General features: G+C 39.9%; 18 protein-coding genes. 8 read left to right on the forward strand and 10 right to left on the reverse strand.

The window, feature by feature from the left end:
* The first annotated feature begins 816 nt into the window (after positions 1-816).
* Positions 817-1,959 (forward strand): precorrin-8X methylmutase, encoded by a 1,143-nt coding sequence (locus UYC_RS0110060; RefSeq protein WP_016877066.1) that lies wholly within the window; start codon positions 817-819, stop codon positions 1,957-1,959.
* Positions 1,960-1,977: 18 nt separating this feature from the next.
* Here the strand turns inward: UYC_RS0110060 and UYC_RS0110065 are convergent, their stop codons facing one another.
* Positions 1,978-2,637 carry a SanA/YdcF family protein gene (locus tag UYC_RS0110065; protein WP_016877065.1) on the reverse strand — a complete coding sequence of 220 codons (660 nt, stop codon included), beginning with the start codon at positions 2,635-2,637 and terminating at the stop codon, positions 1,978-1,980.
* A gap of 665 nt (positions 2,638-3,302) precedes the next feature.
* Between UYC_RS0110065 and tnpA the strand changes: the two genes are divergently transcribed.
* Positions 3,303-3,743: an IS200/IS605 family transposase gene (tnpA, locus tag UYC_RS0110070; protein WP_016877064.1), complete on the forward strand. Its 441-nt coding sequence runs from the start codon at positions 3,303-3,305 to the stop codon at positions 3,741-3,743.
* 72 nt (positions 3,744-3,815) lie between these two features.
* Here tnpA and UYC_RS0110075 read toward each other — a convergent pair whose 3' ends face one another.
* A complete protein-coding gene (locus UYC_RS0110075) occupies positions 3,816-4,637 on the reverse strand; it encodes a type 1 glutamine amidotransferase (RefSeq protein ID WP_016877063.1) in 822 nt (273 codons plus the stop codon).
* 267 nt (positions 4,638-4,904) lie between these two features.
* Between UYC_RS0110075 and UYC_RS0110080 the strand changes: the two genes are divergently transcribed.
* Entirely contained in the window at positions 4,905-5,306 is a 402-nt protein-coding gene (locus tag UYC_RS0110080) for a hypothetical protein (protein WP_016877062.1), read from the forward strand.
* A 73-nt stretch (positions 5,307-5,379) separates the two neighbouring features.
* On the opposite strand, the gene UYC_RS0110085 is transcribed toward UYC_RS0110080, so the two are convergent.
* Entirely contained in the window at positions 5,380-6,720 is a 1,341-nt protein-coding gene (locus tag UYC_RS0110085; RefSeq protein WP_016877060.1) for a Mur ligase family protein, read from the reverse strand.
* Positions 6,721-7,147: 427 nt separating this feature from the next.
* On the opposite strand from UYC_RS0110085, the gene UYC_RS0110090 reads away from it, so the two are divergent.
* Together UYC_RS0110090 and UYC_RS0110095 are read left to right on the forward strand one after the other, a co-directional pair.
* The gene (locus UYC_RS0110090; RefSeq protein ID WP_016879505.1) at positions 7,148-8,362 is read left to right on the forward strand and encodes an ABC transporter substrate-binding protein; all 1,215 of its coding nucleotides are present in this window, start codon (positions 7,148-7,150) and stop codon (positions 8,360-8,362) included.
* Between the two features lie 7 nt (positions 8,363-8,369).
* Positions 8,370-9,320 (forward strand): branched-chain amino acid ABC transporter permease, encoded by a 951-nt coding sequence (locus UYC_RS0110095; protein ID WP_016877058.1) that lies wholly within the window; start codon positions 8,370-8,372, stop codon positions 9,318-9,320.
* On the opposite strand, the gene UYC_RS0110100 is transcribed toward UYC_RS0110095, so the two are convergent.
* The 3 genes from UYC_RS0110100 to UYC_RS0110110 all read right to left on the reverse strand — a co-directional run bounded on the left by UYC_RS0110100 (position 9,308) and on the right by UYC_RS0110110 (position 12,558).
* Positions 9,308-10,492: an ATP-binding response regulator gene (locus UYC_RS0110100; RefSeq protein WP_016877057.1), complete on the reverse strand. Its 1,185-nt coding sequence runs from the start codon at positions 10,490-10,492 to the stop codon at positions 9,308-9,310. The genes UYC_RS0110095 and UYC_RS0110100 overlap by 13 nt on opposite strands.
* 611 nt (positions 10,493-11,103) lie before the next feature.
* On the reverse strand, positions 11,104-11,955 hold the full coding sequence (locus UYC_RS0110105) for an FAD-binding domain-containing protein (protein WP_016877056.1): 852 nt from the start codon (positions 11,953-11,955) through the stop codon (positions 11,104-11,106).
* A 27-nt stretch (positions 11,956-11,982) separates the two neighbouring features.
* Positions 11,983-12,558: a Yip1 family protein gene (locus UYC_RS0110110; RefSeq protein WP_016877055.1), complete on the reverse strand. Its 576-nt coding sequence runs from the start codon at positions 12,556-12,558 to the stop codon at positions 11,983-11,985.
* A 212-nt stretch (positions 12,559-12,770) separates the two neighbouring features.
* Between UYC_RS0110110 and UYC_RS0110115 the strand changes: the two genes are divergently transcribed.
* The 3 genes from UYC_RS0110115 to UYC_RS0110125 all read left to right on the forward strand — a co-directional run bounded on the left by UYC_RS0110115 (position 12,771) and on the right by UYC_RS0110125 (position 14,529).
* The gene (locus UYC_RS0110115) at positions 12,771-13,781 is read left to right on the forward strand and encodes a hypothetical protein (protein WP_016877054.1); all 1,011 of its coding nucleotides are present in this window, start codon (positions 12,771-12,773) and stop codon (positions 13,779-13,781) included.
* Between the two features lie 140 nt (positions 13,782-13,921).
* Positions 13,922-14,167, forward strand: coding sequence for a UPF0175 family protein (locus tag UYC_RS0110120; protein ID WP_016877053.1), 246 nt, complete (start codon positions 13,922-13,924; stop codon positions 14,165-14,167).
* The gene (locus UYC_RS0110125; RefSeq protein WP_016877052.1) at positions 14,164-14,529 is read left to right on the forward strand and encodes a PIN domain-containing protein; all 366 of its coding nucleotides are present in this window, start codon (positions 14,164-14,166) and stop codon (positions 14,527-14,529) included. Before UYC_RS0110120 ends, UYC_RS0110125 begins: the two co-directional genes overlap by 4 nt.
* Here UYC_RS0110125 and UYC_RS0110130 read toward each other — a convergent pair.
* The 4 genes from UYC_RS0110130 to UYC_RS0110145 form a co-directional block, all read right to left on the reverse strand.
* Entirely contained in the window at positions 14,521-14,913 is a 393-nt protein-coding gene (locus UYC_RS0110130) for a type II toxin-antitoxin system VapC family toxin (RefSeq protein WP_016877051.1), read from the reverse strand. The genes UYC_RS0110125 and UYC_RS0110130 overlap by 9 nt on opposite strands.
* On the reverse strand, positions 14,913-15,200 hold the full coding sequence (locus UYC_RS0110135) for a hypothetical protein (RefSeq protein WP_016877050.1): 288 nt from the start codon (positions 15,198-15,200) through the stop codon (positions 14,913-14,915). Before UYC_RS0110135 ends, UYC_RS0110130 begins: the two co-directional genes overlap by 1 nt.
* A gap of 217 nt (positions 15,201-15,417) precedes the next feature.
* Positions 15,418-16,287 (reverse strand): class D beta-lactamase, encoded by an 870-nt coding sequence (blaOXA, locus tag UYC_RS0110140; protein WP_016877049.1) that lies wholly within the window; start codon positions 16,285-16,287, stop codon positions 15,418-15,420.
* Between the two features lie 249 nt (positions 16,288-16,536).
* Positions 16,537-17,262 (reverse strand): HNH endonuclease, encoded by a 726-nt coding sequence (locus UYC_RS0110145; protein WP_016877048.1) that lies wholly within the window; start codon positions 17,260-17,262, stop codon positions 16,537-16,539.
* Positions 17,263-17,354: the final 92 nt, after the last annotated feature.

The raw sequence follows: 17,354 nt of genomic DNA on the forward strand, positions 1-17,354 counted from the left end.
GCATTAGGATAATCAACGTCAAAACAAAAGGTCATAATAATACTTGTCTCCTGAACGAACTGGATGGTCAGTAGGGAGAAAGTCCTGCTAGGAGCTAGTGTAGCCCTAGCTCCCTAGTGGGCTATTGGTGCTTGATACTATGACTCAGACTAAATTTCCTTTGCAATCTTTGGAGTAGAGCTAAGGTTGTTCAAAACTTACCTCACACACGCTGCTCCAGCTTCTAGAAAAACTTTTTCAAGATTGAACCGGAGAGTTATTTTCAGCTTAAACGATGTTATCTGGTTATATGTGTTTGGTTTAACCCCTCTTTCCAATCTAGACATTGTTGTGATTAGCAGTTAAAAAGTGCTCTAGCAAAGGCTTGCACTCAACTTTGCCAGTGCTGGAATTTAATTTTATTAAATTAAAAGGATGTCAAAATTAATTATAGCGGTTCTCGTATACATGAAGTACATATGAACGTAGGATAGAGTCTGTAACTAGAAGTCAGAACGTTTACCTATTTTACGTTCTGTTTTTGGAGTTTCCAGCAAAACCGATTATATTCAATTGAGACTTTCGCTCAAACACAAATGCAACATTTTTTGAGTGCAAAATAGCGACAACACTTTTTTTCATCACTTGATCATAACTTTTTAAGTGACTTTTGTAAAACCAGCAAATACATAAAAAAATTCAATTTTTGAAGAGAAAAATATTTTGTTTCATTTGAGTAACTCATTTAGATCAGTTGATTTGTTCAACGAATTCCCAACTAATTTCGATTGAAAAGTTGTTAATAATACAATTGATTAATCTTATAACTTGAGGAAGATGAAAGCTCGTTGCTTAACTATTAAAGAACTAACTGAGGCGGTTGGAGGTGGAATAACACCCCGGATGGTACGTCATTACCATCAATTAGGATTATTACCTCAACCAATGCGATCGCCTGGCAACTACCGCCTCTACACTCAAACAGATGTAAATCGATTGCAACGGATTGTAGCGCTCAAACAACAAGGCTTCCAACTGAACCATATTCGCCACATTCTAGCTGTGGAGCTAGAAGCAGACACAACTATAGAAACGCGATTAATTGCGTCTTTACAGCAGCAATATCGAGCAGTTATGCAACAAATGTCCCAACTACGGCAAACTGCTTCTGCACTAGAAAGTTTATTGGGGCGCGATCGCAATTGCCAACTTATACAAGCTGAAGTACTAGCACAACTCAAGTTACTGGAAGTAGAAACTAAGGTGGGAGTAGGGCAGTTAGAAAAACTCTGGAGTGGCTTGGATGCTAACGTTCACGCTCATCCAGAAGATTTTCATGAATCACTACAATATTTACTACCGGATCTGTGTGATCGCCCTGTCATCGAACAAGACTTAATATCAAAGCTGGTGTTGGCTTGTGGAGATGTGAGTTTAGCGTCTTTTGTCAGGTTGCATCCTGAGGCGATCGCTGCCAGCCGGGAAGCTTTTAAGTCAGGATGTCCAATTATTGCAGACATTTCTACAGTTGCAGGTGCCTTGGATCAAACACGATTAATTCATCTGGGATGCCGGATTGAAACTTTGATTGACAATCCGCATATCACCACAGCAAAAGAAGCAGAACTTGCTTTTTGGCAGGAGCGGAAATGGCGAGAAAAATTACAGCAACTCGAAAAAGGTTGCGTGCTGATAGTAGGCTATGCGCCTTCAGTGTTGCTGGCAATTTGTGAAGCGATCGCCGAGCAGCAAATTCAACCTGCATTGGTAATTGGTATGCCCATTGGCTTTAGTCATGCTCCCGCAGCCAAACGACAGCTGATGCAAACAAGTATTGCTTGGATTACAATTGAAGGAACTTTGGGAGGAGGTTTGTTAGCAGCTACAGCCTTGAATGCTCTGGTTGAGTCAGTAATTGATAAACCTGAGTGCCATTGTTATCTAAGTAAACTTCCTGGACAGCAAAATAAAGCAAAATAGTCTTTTACCTTCTGCCTTCTATTTAATTCCTTCAAAAGGCCCAAGAAAAGTTGGCAAGGGACGAGTAACATGAACTTCCCACAATGCCTTAAGAGTAGATATCACCTCACGCAGATTATAGTACATGATTGTTTGAGGACGATAACTTTCCCAGTCTGGTGTTCCGAGAGCGATCGCATCTACACCCAACTGACGGCAAGTGTAAACTGCACGAGGTAAATGAAAGCTCTGAGTAACTAAAACTGCTTGTTCAACACCAAAAATTTCTTTAGCGCGATAACAACTTTCATAGGTGCTAAAACCCGCATAATCAAGGGTAACATCTTCAACTGGTACACCTCGTTCTGTGGCGTAACGCTGCATCACCGTCACTTCATCGTAGTCATCGCTGCTATTGTCACCAGTCATCAATAGTTTTTGCACTCGCCCCAACTTGTAAAGTTCAACAGCAGCTGTGATGCGATCGCTTAACATTGGTGATGGCGTACCATCTGGGTAAACTCCTGCACCTAAGACAATAGCAACGCGCTGTACCGGAACTTCTGTTGGGTTTGTGTAGCGATGGCTACTAGTAACTGTCTTGACATAAAAGTTCAGCCCCAGGGTTGTTATGATTGCGCTTAATGGTAGTAACCACAATAGAAGTCGCCAGTGGAGCAAAAACCATTTAGGTAGCATATTTTTGTATTGTTAGGACAATTCTGTTTTAGCAATGGATGTGGTATTGATGGCAATGTTGTGGTGAAGTTTAATCTTTTTACAAAGTCTGTTATTCAAAATTAGTTTGAATCACATATTGCATCTAGGCTATTGTCCGCCAAGAAATAAATTTCTTGGCTAAAAGCTAAAGTCAGTTTTAACTGACTTGAACTATAAGCCTGGAAATTTATTTCCAGGCGTTTTAGGGGTAAGCTGGAAGATTTGATTTGACAAAAAAGAAGTGCAAAATAGTAATCTAAATTTTTGATTTAATATTCAGTACATTTCCCATAGTAGTTTTGACAATAAATCTCTATCTTAGTTTATAGATAGATACTAACTTATCTATAAAATGGTGGAATCAATAAATTTTGCAATCCCGTTATTTTTAAAGCAAGTAAATTTAATTGAAGAGGAAATTAAAGAAAAAGTTTAATATTTAATTTAAATCATATTGTCAATACGCCAGGAACTTTAAGTTCTTGGCTGATAGCTAAAGTCTATTAAAATGGACTAGGATGGTTTTCTATGTATGTTGTAGTCATTCATTTTAAAAGAGCTTTAACTAGAAAATAGATATTGTTAATACCTGATAGATAATATTTACAAAAAGCAAAAATCAATCTTCATTAAATCAAAAATTAATGGCACTTTGGCGAGTATACTATCATCTAGTTTGGGCTACAAAAGAACGTTTACCTTTAATAAAACTTGAATTAGAAGATTCTCTTTACCATTATATTATCGGTAAAGCCGACAGTAATAGTAGTATTGTTCATGCTATAGGTGGCATGGAAGATCATGTTCATCTAGTGGTTTCTATTCCTCCTCGTATATCTATTGCTGGTTTTGTCAAAAATATAAAAGGTAGTAGCTCCCATTATATAAATCACACTTTATTCCCTAATTATCATAAATTTGCATGGCAAGAGGGATATGGTGTATTTTCTTTGGGAAGTAAGCAACTAGATCAAGCGATCGCTTATGTACACAATCAAAAAACACATCACTTACAGCAAACAGCTATTCCATCTTTAGAAATCGTGAAACACCAAGATGATGCCCCGTCAGTTTACCAGAAGTAATTCTTATCATTACAACTAATTAAAATAGGATTTGTAGTCCGTTTTAACGGACTTCAGCTATGAGCCAGGGGTTTAAACCTTAGCCGCAGCAGGTGTTGCCACACTAACTTTCAATCGCTTAAACATTGCTTCCCGTCCTTGCATTGCCAAGGTATCATCTAAAGGTGACAGCGCGATCGCTTGTTGATACTTTAATCGCAATGCAGTTTGAATTAACCAATCTGCTACAAAAGGATTTTTTGGCAACAGCGGCCCGTGAGAATAGGTAGCAATGGCATTCTGATAAAATACCCCTTCTGTGCCATCTTCACCATTGTTGCCCAAGCCGTAAACCACACGTCCTAGTGCTTCTACTTTTCCTAATTTAGTACGTCCGCCGTGATTTTCAAATCCAATCAAGTAAGGTGTCGCACCGCCTAGCATTTTTTTCAAATCCTGCACTAGACGAGAAGCTGTCACTTCCACAACCAAATTCCCAATACAGCGCCGGACATTTTCCCCTGGATGCACTGATACAATATCCAATATTCCCAAGCCTTGAATGCGTTGTCCAAAGCCTGGTTCGTAATAGTGCCCTAGTAATTGGGGTGAGCCGCAAGTAAACACGCCAGGAGTACCATTTTCGATTTTCTCCCGCATTGCTTCTGCTTTTGCACCTTGCAAGTCGCGCATGACGATTTCTTGTTGACGATCTTGTGCGCCACCGCCGACGATTAAATCTACCGAACGTATATCATCTGCTGTCGCATTCCGATCTAGAGGCAGCACCTTAACATTGTACCCACGCCACAAACAACGGCGTTCTAAGACAATGACATTGCCGCGATCGCCATAGGTACTCATCAGGGTTGGATACAACCAACCAATAGTTAATTCAATTTGCTGATTACTCATAATTCCTCACTATTCATAAACTTTTCTAAACTAAAATTTCAAATCTGCTCTCGTTTTACATCATAAATAAAATAAACCTTATTTTTCTTAACTATTTTCTTTTAAATTTGTAATTAATTATCCATAGTTAAGTTTGATCAAAAATAAAGAAACCCTAATATTATAGTTTGTAATTTTGACAAAGTATGTCACTATGAGTAAAACGCTTTCTGTATATCTACAAACTACAGATAGCAGTAGATTGATTTCACGACCAGGGAATTTCACATGGATTGTAAAACTGCAACGTTAGTCTACCAAAGTGAGAATCATCTAGAAAAAATTCGGGAGATTTTTCCAGAAGCTTGGGCATTTTTAGAGGAAGTATCTTGGGCATACGTTCAGAACAAGTCAGATAAATTCGATGCTGCTGTTAAGGAATTAGTTGGTAAAACACCTTTTAAATTTAGAATGGTGCACCGTGACGATAGGGATCAACTTACAAAAGACCTTTCTGATTTATTAGGAGATATTACCTCAAGATTACTGCTAGAAAAATATTTTTCCAAATTAGTCGGTCAATCTGTATTTTTTAGTACAATTTGTTGTAACAGTCATCTCACTTCTGACCACGAATTAACCTTGGAAGAGGTTTTACCATTACAGCGAGCAGCAGTGAAATTGCAATAAGTAATAGCTAATAGTTAATGGTTAATTGTTAATGGTAAAAATAAGATTAGCCATTAGCTATTAGCCATTAGCCCTATCGAATTTTCTTACCTGTTAGTGCTTCTCGCACATCTAGCATGGCTGTGTAAGTAGGCAAGATATGTAAAGTTTCGTTATCTGGTGTATGTTCTAAGGCGATCGCTAGAGCTTGGCGTAAATCTTCTTCGACAATCAAATTGAAATTACTCTCGGCAGTCTTTTGGCTGTAATGCAGACGTAGCGCCATATCATAGACGCGATCGCCACTTACTACTAAAGTTCCTCCCCGTTCAACTAATTTTTCTGTATCTACATCCCAAATCCAGGATACGTCTTCTCCATCTTGAATGCGATCGTTTAATACTAAGAGTGTTGTTTTGTCGCTGCTTTGGGTAACGACTCTAATTGTTTCATTAGTACCCACAGGATTTTTTGATAATAAAATCCGTACCTGCTTACCGTTAATTTTCAACTCTTCAGCACGACCAAAAGCTGGTTGGAAGTTTGGTATAGTTTCACGGATAGTAGCTTCATTAATTCCCAATTCTATGGCAGCAGTAGCAGCTGCTAAAGTATTGTATTTGTTATACAAGCCAATCAGAATTTGCGGCCATGTGGCACTATTAAGAGTTGGTTCGCTTCTAGTAAAGCCACAACTTGGACAGGTATATTCACCCATATGAGATAAATAAACACCTTTGTAGTTTAAGGCGTGTCCGCATTTAGGACAGTAGATAGAATCGACAGCATGGGGAATTGCTTCTAGATAGTGTTCTGGTTCGTTTAAACCAAAAAACGAGACTCGCTGCTGGGATAACTGCTGCCCAAGATGGCAAATTGTCGGATCGTCTGCATTAGCAACGATGATAGTTTCAGGGGGAAGAGTTGCGATCGCACGTGCCCAGCGCTTGCTGATGGTGTCTACTTCTCCATACCTATCTAGTTGATCGCGAAATAAGTTTAAACAGAGAATGAGCTTGGGTTGAATTGGTGCCAACACCCTGGGCAGGATATTTTCATCAACTTCTAAAATGGCGTAATCTACATCCAACTTTCCTACAAGGTTGCTACTTTCCATTAACGCTGTCATCAAGCCATTTTCTAGATTCGCACCTGTGGCATTGTGAGCAACGCAATAGCCTTGGCGTTCCAATATCTCGCGCAAAAACAGCGATGTAGTAGTTTTACCATTAGTACCAGCAACGAGAATGATTCCGTTTTTAACTTGCTGACTCAATAATTGCAACAGACGCGGTTCTATGCGACGCGCGAGCGAACCAGGTAAAACTGACGCCGCACCCAAACGTAGCGATCGCACCATCAAAGTTACGCTTTTAGCTACTGACACAGCCAAGCCAAGCCGCAGTCTATTTATAAAATTAAATTTTTTTTCCACATCCGTATCCTAGTCTTTTGGTGGTTGCTAATTTATAGTTAACAGCTACTAATTTAATTTTGTGAGTTTAGCGAATCCTCACTAAAAAAGCCAGTCACCTACTGGCTATCAACAAAGGGAAAATTGAACAGGGGGTAGGGTGTAGAGATAATTTTTCCCCCACACTGTGCGATGTGTAAAGATGCACTCGTTAATGAACTACTGAGAAACGAATACCTAAAACACTGGTTGCGATCGTCTTGTGAACGGATGTGCCATATAAATTAACAAGTGCGTGCAACAAAACCGCTGCGATCGCTTGCTACACTACTGAGTTAATTCCACTAAAGTAAAACTGAAATATAAAAGATAAGAAAAGTCAAGTTCAGGCTAATGCATCTAATTTTTACCTATATATGGTCAAATAAATATGATTAAAGGAGCGTTTATGAAAAAAATTACTGCTTGCACAACCGCATTATTAGCTGCTTACGCTGTATTGCTATCAGCCTGTGGAGGTACTAATAGTAATACTAATACCAACACATCAACAAGCCAAGGTGTATCTGGCTCGATTCCCATCGGTATTGCCGTCGCACAGACTAGCAATGTAGCATTACTTGGTCAAGAACAAGTGAGTGGGGTAAAAATTGCTGAGAAATATTTCAACGCTCAAGGTGGTGTTAACGGTACACCGATTAAATTAGTGTTCCAAGATGCAGGTGGTGACGAAAACAGTGCCATTAATGCTTTTCAAACATTGATTAACAAAGATAAGGTTGTGGGAATTGTTGGGCCGACCTTATCACAACAAGCCTTTAGTGCCAATCCTATCGCCGATCGCGCTAAAGTACCAGTAGTTGGCCCCTCAAATACAGCTAATGGCGTTCCAGAAATTGGAGATTATGTTGCGCGTGTATCTGCACCCATTTCTGTGGTTGCTCCCAATGCTGTTAAGGCAGCGCTTAAACAGAACCCAAGCATTAAGAAAGTTGCGGTTTTCTATGCCCAAAATGATGCATACAGTAAATCTGAAACAGAGATTTTTCAGAAAACAGTTAAAGATTCAGGGCTGGATTTAGTCACAGTACAAAAGTTTCAAACTACGGATACAGATTTTCAAGCTCAAGCCACCAATGCATTAAATTTAAAACCAGATTTAGTGATTATTTCCGGTTTAGCTGCTGATGGTGGAAATTTAGTGCGGCAATTGCGAGAATTAGGTTATAAAGGCATAATTATTGGTGGTAATGGCTTGAATACTTCCAATGTCTTCAAAGTTTGTAAGAATTTTTGTGATGGCGTGATGATTGCCCAAGCCTATAGCCCCGAACAACCTGGGGAAATTAATAAAGCATTTCGCCAAGCTTATCTACAGCAATATAAAACAGAACCACCACAATTTAGTGCCCAAGCTTTTACAGCGGTGCAGGTGTATGTAGATGCTTTAAAATCTTTAGATAAAAAGACCAAAATTAGCACTATTCCTCTCAATCAAGTGCGCACAGAGTTAAACAAAGAGTTATTAGCAGGAAAATATAATACTCCCTTAGGTGAAATTGCATTTACACCAAAAGGTGAGGTGATTCAAAAAGAGTTTTATATTGCCCAAATTAAAATGCAGCAGAATGGCAATGATGGCAAATTTGCATATTTAAAATAGTTGCAATATGAATATATCTCTAATTTTGCAACAATTTTTAAATGGGTTATCTATTGGTAGCGTCTACGCTATTTTTGCTCTAGGATACACCCTGGTTTACTCAATTTTGGGCATCATTAATTTAGCTCACGGTGCAATTTTCACCTTGGGTGCGTATTTTACCTATGCACTGATGGGTGGTAGGTTTGGATTTAATGGCTTGTTAGCAAATGCTGTACTACCGATACAACTACCATTTCCCTTAGCTTTAATTGTGGGAAGCATCTTAGCAGGAATAGTTGGAGTAGCAGTAGAGCGAATTGCTTTTTTACCTTTGCGCCAGCGTGGTTCCGATCCCTTGCTAACGGTGGTTTCTAGCTTGGGTGTAGCAGTAGTGATTGTGAACTTAATACAGTATTTAGTAGGTGCAGAAAGTTATACCTATCCTGCGGATACTTACGGTAATTTACCACCTGCTATTAACTTTGGTAGTCCAGATAATCCGATTCCCATTCGCACTGTGCAGGTAGTAATTTTTGGTGTTTCAATGGTGTTTGTCGCCATTCTTACCTATTTTATTAGCCGCACTAAATACGGTAAAGCAATGCAGGCGATCGCCGAAGATGCAACTACCGCCAGTTTGTTAGGAATTAACAGCGATCGCTTTATTGTGCTGACATTTTTTATCAGCAGTTTTTTAGCAGGATTGGCAGGTACTTTAGTCGCCTCCAGTGTTAGCATAGCAGGGCCGTATTTCGGTATTGCTTTTGGGCTGCGGGGACTAGCAGTGATTGTCTTGGGTGGTTTAGGCAGCATTCCCGGTGCTGTATTGGGAGGTTTACTAATTGGATTGGTGGAAGCATTTGTTCCAGCCGAATACTCCGGTTACAAAGATGCCGTTGCCTTCGGTATTTTGTTTATTATGCTCTTAGTTAGACCGCAGGGTTTATTGGGAAGACGATTGATTCAGAAGGTGTAATGTAATGGCAGGGTAACTGTTACCGTTGTGCCAATACCTTCTTCACTTTCTACTTGAATGTAACCCCGATGTAGATCAACACACCTTTTTACAATTGCAAGTCCTAACCCTGTACCTGGTATTTTACCTACATTGCTACCACGAAAGAAAGTTTCAAATAGATGGATTTGGTCTTTTTTTGGAATACCTATTCCTTTATCTTTAATTTGAAAAATTGCCTGATTGTCTTGGCAATTTAAATGAAAATGTATGGTACTTCCAGAAGGAGAATATTTAATAGCATTAGAAATTAAGTTGGTTAAAATAGAATCTAATAATTCTTCATCCATCTCCGCTTCAAAACGTTCTCCAGATGAAGTAAATTCAATATTATAATTCTTGCTTTCACGAAATTTTATACTTTCTAAAATTTGGCAGCAGAAAGTCATTAAATTTAAATGCACCAATTGTAATTGAAATTGGCTTACTTCATTTTTACTCAGAAATAACACTTCATCTAAAAGTGTCAGCATTTGTTTTAACGCACTTTCTATGCGTCTAAAAAATTGCTCTCTCCATTCTTGTGTTAGTTTATCGCTAGCTTGAAGTAAATCTAAAGATGTGCAAATAGTGCTCATGGGAGTACGAAACTCGTGAGAAATCATTGCCACAAAATCTGATTTGAGTTTGTTAAGTTCCTGTTCTTTTAATAATGCCTCACGGGTACGCTGCTCACTTTCCCTTAGCTGTTTGAGAATTTCTGCTCGTTCGATGGCATAACGAATCGCACGCGGTAAACTTTGTATCGTAATCTCATCTTTAACAAGATAATCCTGCGCACCTTCTGCCATTGCTTGCAGTGCCATCTTCTCATCATTCAACCCTGTTAGCACCACAACTGCAATATCCGGTACAGCCATCCGAAATTCTTTTAACGTGTCTAGACCCATAGAATCAGGTAAACTCAAATCTAACAATACTACGTCAATACTGTCAGGATCTAACGTCAGTGGAGAAGAATTATCGCAGCTGTAAATAGGTTTTCCAGTACAAGCATCGATCGCCTCACTAAGTTGCTCTACATTTACTATTTCCCATTCTTGTTTGTGGGCGCGAATAAATAATTGTTGTAATAGTTCAGCATCAAAGGGGTTGTCTTCAACGAGAAGAACTTTAATTTTTATCTTTTCCATAGAAAAGAATTGACAGGTTAATCCTGTTATCTGAACAAAAATCTATAACTTTCTGGTATTTTTGCTATAAGTTATAACAATTGTGAGCGTAAGTAGTCTGATCCTATAGACACAGCTATTACTTAAAAATTGTACCTCACTCTATAACCTTGACAATTTTTAAGAATCTACCAATAGGATGTTTTTAAATTAACGCTTAGAGTCTGAATGTATATTATTTTTTACTCTTGGCAGAGTATTTTCATACATAAAAAATATAAATGTAATTGCTAATTTTCTTCAGAAGTATTTGTACAATGTAGGCAAACTAAAACAGGCTCTATGCCTGATACCGTTTCACTTTAGGGTTGATTAGTAGTCGTGCAAAATAAATTATCTATTTAGGCAAGGGAACAGTCAATGAATACAGCGATTTCAGTCGTGTTGCAAAATGGTTAAATATTTATACATAGGTACTTATCTCTCATTTAGTGAAATGGTATGAGATATTGCACCCTTCTCAATAACAGTAAGGTAGGCACTATCCACAACGTCAAAAGAAGGGTTTGAGGAAAGTGAAGCAGTGCCCACCCTACAAGCGATCGCATGGGTTACAGAATTTTAAACTGCCTTTAACGCCGTTTCTTTCCCTTTTGCCAGCTTTGGCTATTGGGCTTTTTAGCAAATTCACCTTTGGGAAATAGCCGCTGTTCTAATTGTTCATAGCTGCCTTCAAAATCACAATCACCGTAGAGAGGGCATTGCTTACAGTAGACACTGGCAGTATAGCGCTCTAAATTCTCGCGGTTGAAGTAATAGGGTTTGTGACTAAAGGTGCTAGCTACCCATTGCCATGAAAGATTATTACTCGCAGGATCGCCATCTAAAAGATGCTCAAGAAACCATTTAGCTCCGGCTTGCCAGCGAATGCGTCGCCAATGGATGATATAAGCTGCCAGCCACATCCGGGCATGGTTGTGAAGATAGCCCGTTTCTTTTAGTTGCTTGCTAAAACTGTCGATGCAAACTCTGCCTGTTATACCTTGTTTGATATCGTCTGATAATTCAGGTGTATATTCGTTGACAGTATAACCTGTTTTATATTCTTCTTGATCTTGCCAAATATCATCTCCCATCTTGGCATATAGCCGTTGCCAGTAATCGCGCCAACCTAACTCGTTAATTAGTTTGGTGGCATCCTCTAGATTTTGGACGCGATCAAGGGCATACTCTCGAATTTCTCGCAAACTGAGAACGCCATAGCGAATGTAAGGGGAAAGCCGGGTTACCGCACCCGTGAAAAAATTACGTGTTTTCCCGTAACGTTCTGGATCTACTTTTTGCAGTGCTTTCTGAGCAGCTTTGCGCCCACCCACAGTTTCGCTAATGCGATCGCTACGTTCAGCAGCTTGGGGAAATTGTTTGCGGAGATAGGCTACCAACTCATCGCGGTTGGCAAACTCGCGTTGCATATCTTTACTCATGTTGCACCGAATAAGTTGGACAAACCTTTAACTTGACAATCTTACCAATTCTTGCTGCAAAATTTGCACAGAACCGATCGCAATTTGAATCAATGGCCAACCCACTAAACAAATAAACATAGCTCGACGAGTGCTAATATCTAATCCTTGACGCACTGCTATAATTACCGCCAAAAGACTCCACACTGCTAATATTAACTCTATAGGTCTTCCCAACAAAGGAATTAAAGTCAAAAAATTTAGTACTTGCGGTGCATAGGCAAAGCCAATCGGACTTAATAAATCGCCGTAGGTTGGATCGATGGGCTTGAGCCACTGTCCGATTTTCCAAATTGTCAACGTCCAAAAATAGTATCCCGCCACAACAGCGATCGCATCAATTAATAGCCCCACCATCAAGATCAAAATACTAGCCCGATTGATTAATAAAATCACACCAGTACCTATGGCATGAGAAACAGCAGCCAAAATTACAATAGTCAAAGCCAATCTACGATTGTGCTCAGTATTGTGAGCATTTTCGTAGAAGTCGGCATTCAGAACTAAAGCGTACTTGAGAGTGCTGCACAACCCTTGCTTTGACTTTTTGTGATTTCCGCTCATTTTTCTAGCTAGACTCCCACGGACAATTGCCCACAACGCTCGTCATGAAAACCTCTCTTCCCTAGCCTCTAGTTCCTAGTCCCTAGCCTAAGCGCCTCTAGCTAAAGAGAGTTGAAGAACTCAAAAAAAGGAAGTTTAATAAGCTACAACAAGCTAACATATACTTCCTTAAAAGTATTTTATTTGTTGAAAATGTAAAAAATTTATTTCAAATGCTAAAGTTCATAGGATGGATACTGCTAAAGCTGCAAGGTGAAACTTTAAAACTGTTGATTTTAGCAGGAGTAATACTTCTAGTTTGGGGAACCTTTGCTCCTGTTGGAACCTTAGTGTGGTGGTTGAGTCAAAGCGCTGAAAGTTTGGGGTTAAAGAGTAGCCAGAACAAGAAATTACTATCAGGCGATCGCTCAAACAGAGTTGCTAAATCTGCAAATATAGATTGTTATATTATTTACTTATCTGGAGTGGGAGATTTTTCTGCCAATCAACTCACTCCGGGTGAGGAAATTTTTCTGAATAGGTTGGTGCAACTTCATCCTAATTGTGTTGCCGTTTCGGATGTGTTTCCCTATTCTGCTGCAAATGAGAGTTTAGGCGGACAAAGGTTACTGGCTCCTTTATGGCGTGCTGCCGAAAATGCTGATGGTTGGCTCGCCAATGCAGATATTATCATTAAAATTCGCAATCTTTGGCGATTTGCGATTTCTGCCGACGATCGCTATGGCGAGGTTTATAACTTGGGAATTGCCAACGCAATTATCGATCGCATGAATGCCGCCCATCCCATCCCCAAATACCCAAAAGAACGCTTGAAGGTAATTTTGATTGGCACTAGCGGTGGAGTACAAGTTGCTCTGGGCGCAGCCTCCTATTTGGATCAATGGCTAAATGCGCGATTGATTGTAGTATCTGTTGGTGGTAGCTTTGATGGCGAAACTGGCTTTGAGTCTGTTGATCATGTTTACCATCTCCAAGGCAGTCGAGACTGGGTTGAGGACATAACCAGTATTGTATTTGCTTCACGCTGGCCTGTAACAGTAGCCTCACCTTTCAACCAAGCTCGTCAGCAGGGACGTTATACTGTTGTAAATACAGGGCCTCATGCTCACGATGGTACTGGAGGTTACTTCGGTACAGCATTGGTAAGGGAAAGTCAAACCAAGTACGTAGAGCTAACTTTAAAAAAAGTGAATCAACTGCCAATTTGGTCTGAGCAAAGTTAAAGATAGTAGTGATAGAAAATTTACTGCTATATTTTAAGAGCTTAAAAAAAGCATATTATCTCTTATTCAGAGCTAGACTTGGCTACAGTACAATTGTCTATTCTGAAATAAAAAAACTTATCATTTCGGACTAATCCCTCATGAGCGTTGTAATCCCTGATGATATCCTTCAAGCCTCTGGACTATCCGAAGAGGAACTACTACAGGAAATCGTGCTCATGCTGTTTGAGAAAAAGAGAATCAGCATTGGCAAAGCTAGCAATTTACTGGGAATGAATCTGATCCAGTTTCAACATCTAATTGCCAGCCGTGATATCCACATTCACTACGATATTGAAGATCTCAAAGCTGATGTTGCCACCCTCAAACGCCTAAAGCGGCTATGACTATTGTTTGTAATACCTCACCCATCAGCAATCTAGCTGCTATCGGTCAACTGTTGGTGCTTCAGCAAGTATATGGCAATATCACTATTCCACAGGCTGTTGCTGATGAGATAGCAAAAGTGGCAACAATCTATGCTCAAGCAGCATTAGTACCCTCTCAACCCTGGATTAATGTTCAATCTGTTGGCGATCCGACAACTGTGCAGCGGCTACGCGGGCGGAAGTTGGATGGTGGCGAATCTGAAGCGATCGCTCTAGCTCTCGAATTAGATCCAGAACTGTTAATTATCGACGAACAATTAGGAAGAGAAATTGCTGTTAATGAAGGATTAAAGAAACCATTGATTTTTGCCCTACACTAGAAGGCGACTAAAACCCTCTTGTTCAAAGTGGCGATCGCTAGTTAGTGCCTCAGTAATTCCCCGCTGGCGCATTAACACAAAGCTAACTGAATCACACAGAGAATAAGTTTTGTCTTGCCTCACTAGAAGTAGCTCTACTGCGGCTCGGTGCAATGGCTCATCAACCCAAACCGTTTCTATATCAGGGTTATCCAACAAGTCAACAATAAAATCAAGGACAAATGAACGCGGAAAACGCCTTGCATTTGCTAGGGCAACATATTCAGCGATGATATAGCTGTGAGTCAGTAGAACTGTAGCTTTCTTGTACACAGCACGAGCCTGAGTATGAAAAGGCTCGGTTTGATAATGCAAACAAAGCAACCCAGAAGTATCGAGGAGCATTAATCCTCCTCGTGCGTATTGGCATACTCTCTAGCTAAATCTGCATCAATGCTCTCGTTATCTACATCTGTCGCATAACCAAGGTTGATTTCCCCGAAATGACGCTCAAATTTTGCTCGTGCTACCTCCTTTTCTGCTTCAGTTAGAAGCAATTTGAAAACTTGATCAAACTGCTGCTCTAGCAAAATTGCAGCTAGGCGTTCTGGAGAGATACCAATCTTTTTAGCTTGTTGTTGAATGGAACTAAAAACTCGATCGCTCAGTTCTAGAGTCAGAATTTGGCTCATAGGGGTATTGCAAAACAGCTAGAGGCTACCGCAATTATAGCTTTGGCTAAAACAGGAGCGTTTTATAGTCCTTCTATTGTGTTCGGCATATATCATGAGTCAATGATATAAAGCTTACAACAGTCCATTGCACCACGGTTATTATGCAGCACTACGGCGTCCTACGACGATTGGTTGGTGAAGTATTCCGTCCAAACGTTGGACATCCGTATTGGACTTATAACAATCTCAGATCCTTAAAACAACGGCGTGTTATCTCCATTCGAGCAGAAGCGTCTTTATCCTTACGAATCTCTATATTTGTGGCAAAAAAGTAAACATTTTTTCCTCTTTCCAAGTACCCAACCAACCACCCGATTTGGGGTTTTACGCCATCGTCAAATCCAACCCAACCTGTTTTTCCTGTAATTGTGTAGTCTGGAGTTTTCTCCAGAATCATAATCTTTTTGACAAGGTCGAGCGATCGCTTAGAGAAAGGTAAATCATTATTGTAAAAACGACGGAGAAACTGAATTTGCTGTTCAGGGGTGATTCGCAACTCTCCTCGCAACCAGAATTTGTCAATATCCTCTTTACTGCCAATTTTTTGATTGCCGTATCCGACTTGAGTCACCCATTTTTGCATCCGCTCGTGTCCGACTCGACGGGCTAAAACTTGATAAAACCAAATGGCAGAAAGATTGATTGCTTCTCTCATGTTCAAGTCCCGATTCCATTCAGGCTGCTTTCTTTGAATGCCGTCCCACGTTAAAACCGCAATTTCATCTGAAATGACTCCCGTTTCCAACGCAATCAGGGAATTCAGAATTTTGAAGGTGGAACCAGGTAAAAAAGCTGTTGCATTCCGGGATGGATTGTGTTGAAAGCTGCGATTGTTGTTTGAGTCGTAAATTAGAATTGAACCTTCAACCCCTAGCTCTCGAAAGTGCTTTGCAAAATCGATGTTTTGAGCTACCTCTAAATGATTTGGAGATTTAATCGCTGAATTAGATGTTGTTGCAACTGATTCGACGCTCTGAGATAGGATAGTGGCAATGCAAGACAACGCAACAAAAATGATCGTAACCAAGCGAACTATTCGATTCATCGACTTTCCCCGGTTAGCGAGATGATGAGCAGCTTTGAACTACACTGACAGATTCTCGAATTTCGGAATCTCAGATGCATTGCTCACTAATATCCTGCATACATACAGACAAACCCCAAACCACTGACTCAACCAATATTTTTGCGGCACAACGTTCCCGTTCACCCGCCGCCGATTACCCTCCCTCCCCCACTGGTCGCCCCTTTCGGTCGGTGTGCAACGGGATTGCTAGACCTCTTCCAACTAAGATTATTCAAATGTCATCAATTTGTCTTTATCTGCGACCCAAATACTAGATACACCCTTATCGATTGCCTCATTAATAGATTTTTGATCTAAATTTTCAATAATCTCTATTCCATCTGAAAGGTCATTGTTCTGCACCTTCTTATTTTTGACGACTCCTAAAGGCATATGAATTTCAGTGAGGTATGGAGCTAGAAAACCCAACAGAAAGTGCCGTTGAAGCTCATACATATCGTGATCAAACCCACCATTCTCATTTCTGTGACCATCTATATCGAGAAAGAGAAATCTTTTCTGATTAGGATGATTATCCTGAGCACTTTTGACCAATCTATAAATATGTTCAATGCTATCCTCAAAACCCTCTTCTTCAAACACTACATGATAGAGCGCAATTCCTTTTGAGTGAAGTACACCCTCCCAGTTTTCATCTGTTGAGATTTCACAGAATTTGTCTAGGTCGAGCGATTCTGTGAGATTCTTGCGTCTTTTTTCGATTACATCCCACCAGTAATCCCTCATCTGTCGAATTGTCTTCCTCTTTTCTGGATTGCCTCCATACAGATCATGGCAAGAAGAACATAAAGGTGCAGCATTATCTAGTTCGTCTGCTCCACCCTCTGCTTGAGGAACTATGTGGTGTATCTCGACAAAAGGCTTATGGCAGAGACAGCATCTAAATGCTGACTTCTGTTTTGCAAGCAGTTTTGTCTTTTCACTAAAAGCCATAAAAACTACGATTTAAAAAACTATTTTGCTGCTAGAGGTCTAACTAGTTATTATACGGAAATTTTCTGTATATCTCTCCATAACAGGATAAA

The organism is Chlorogloeopsis fritschii PCC 6912, from assembly GCF_000317285.1.
Lineage (GTDB): Bacteria > Cyanobacteriota > Cyanobacteriia > Cyanobacteriales > Nostocaceae > Chlorogloeopsis > Chlorogloeopsis fritschii.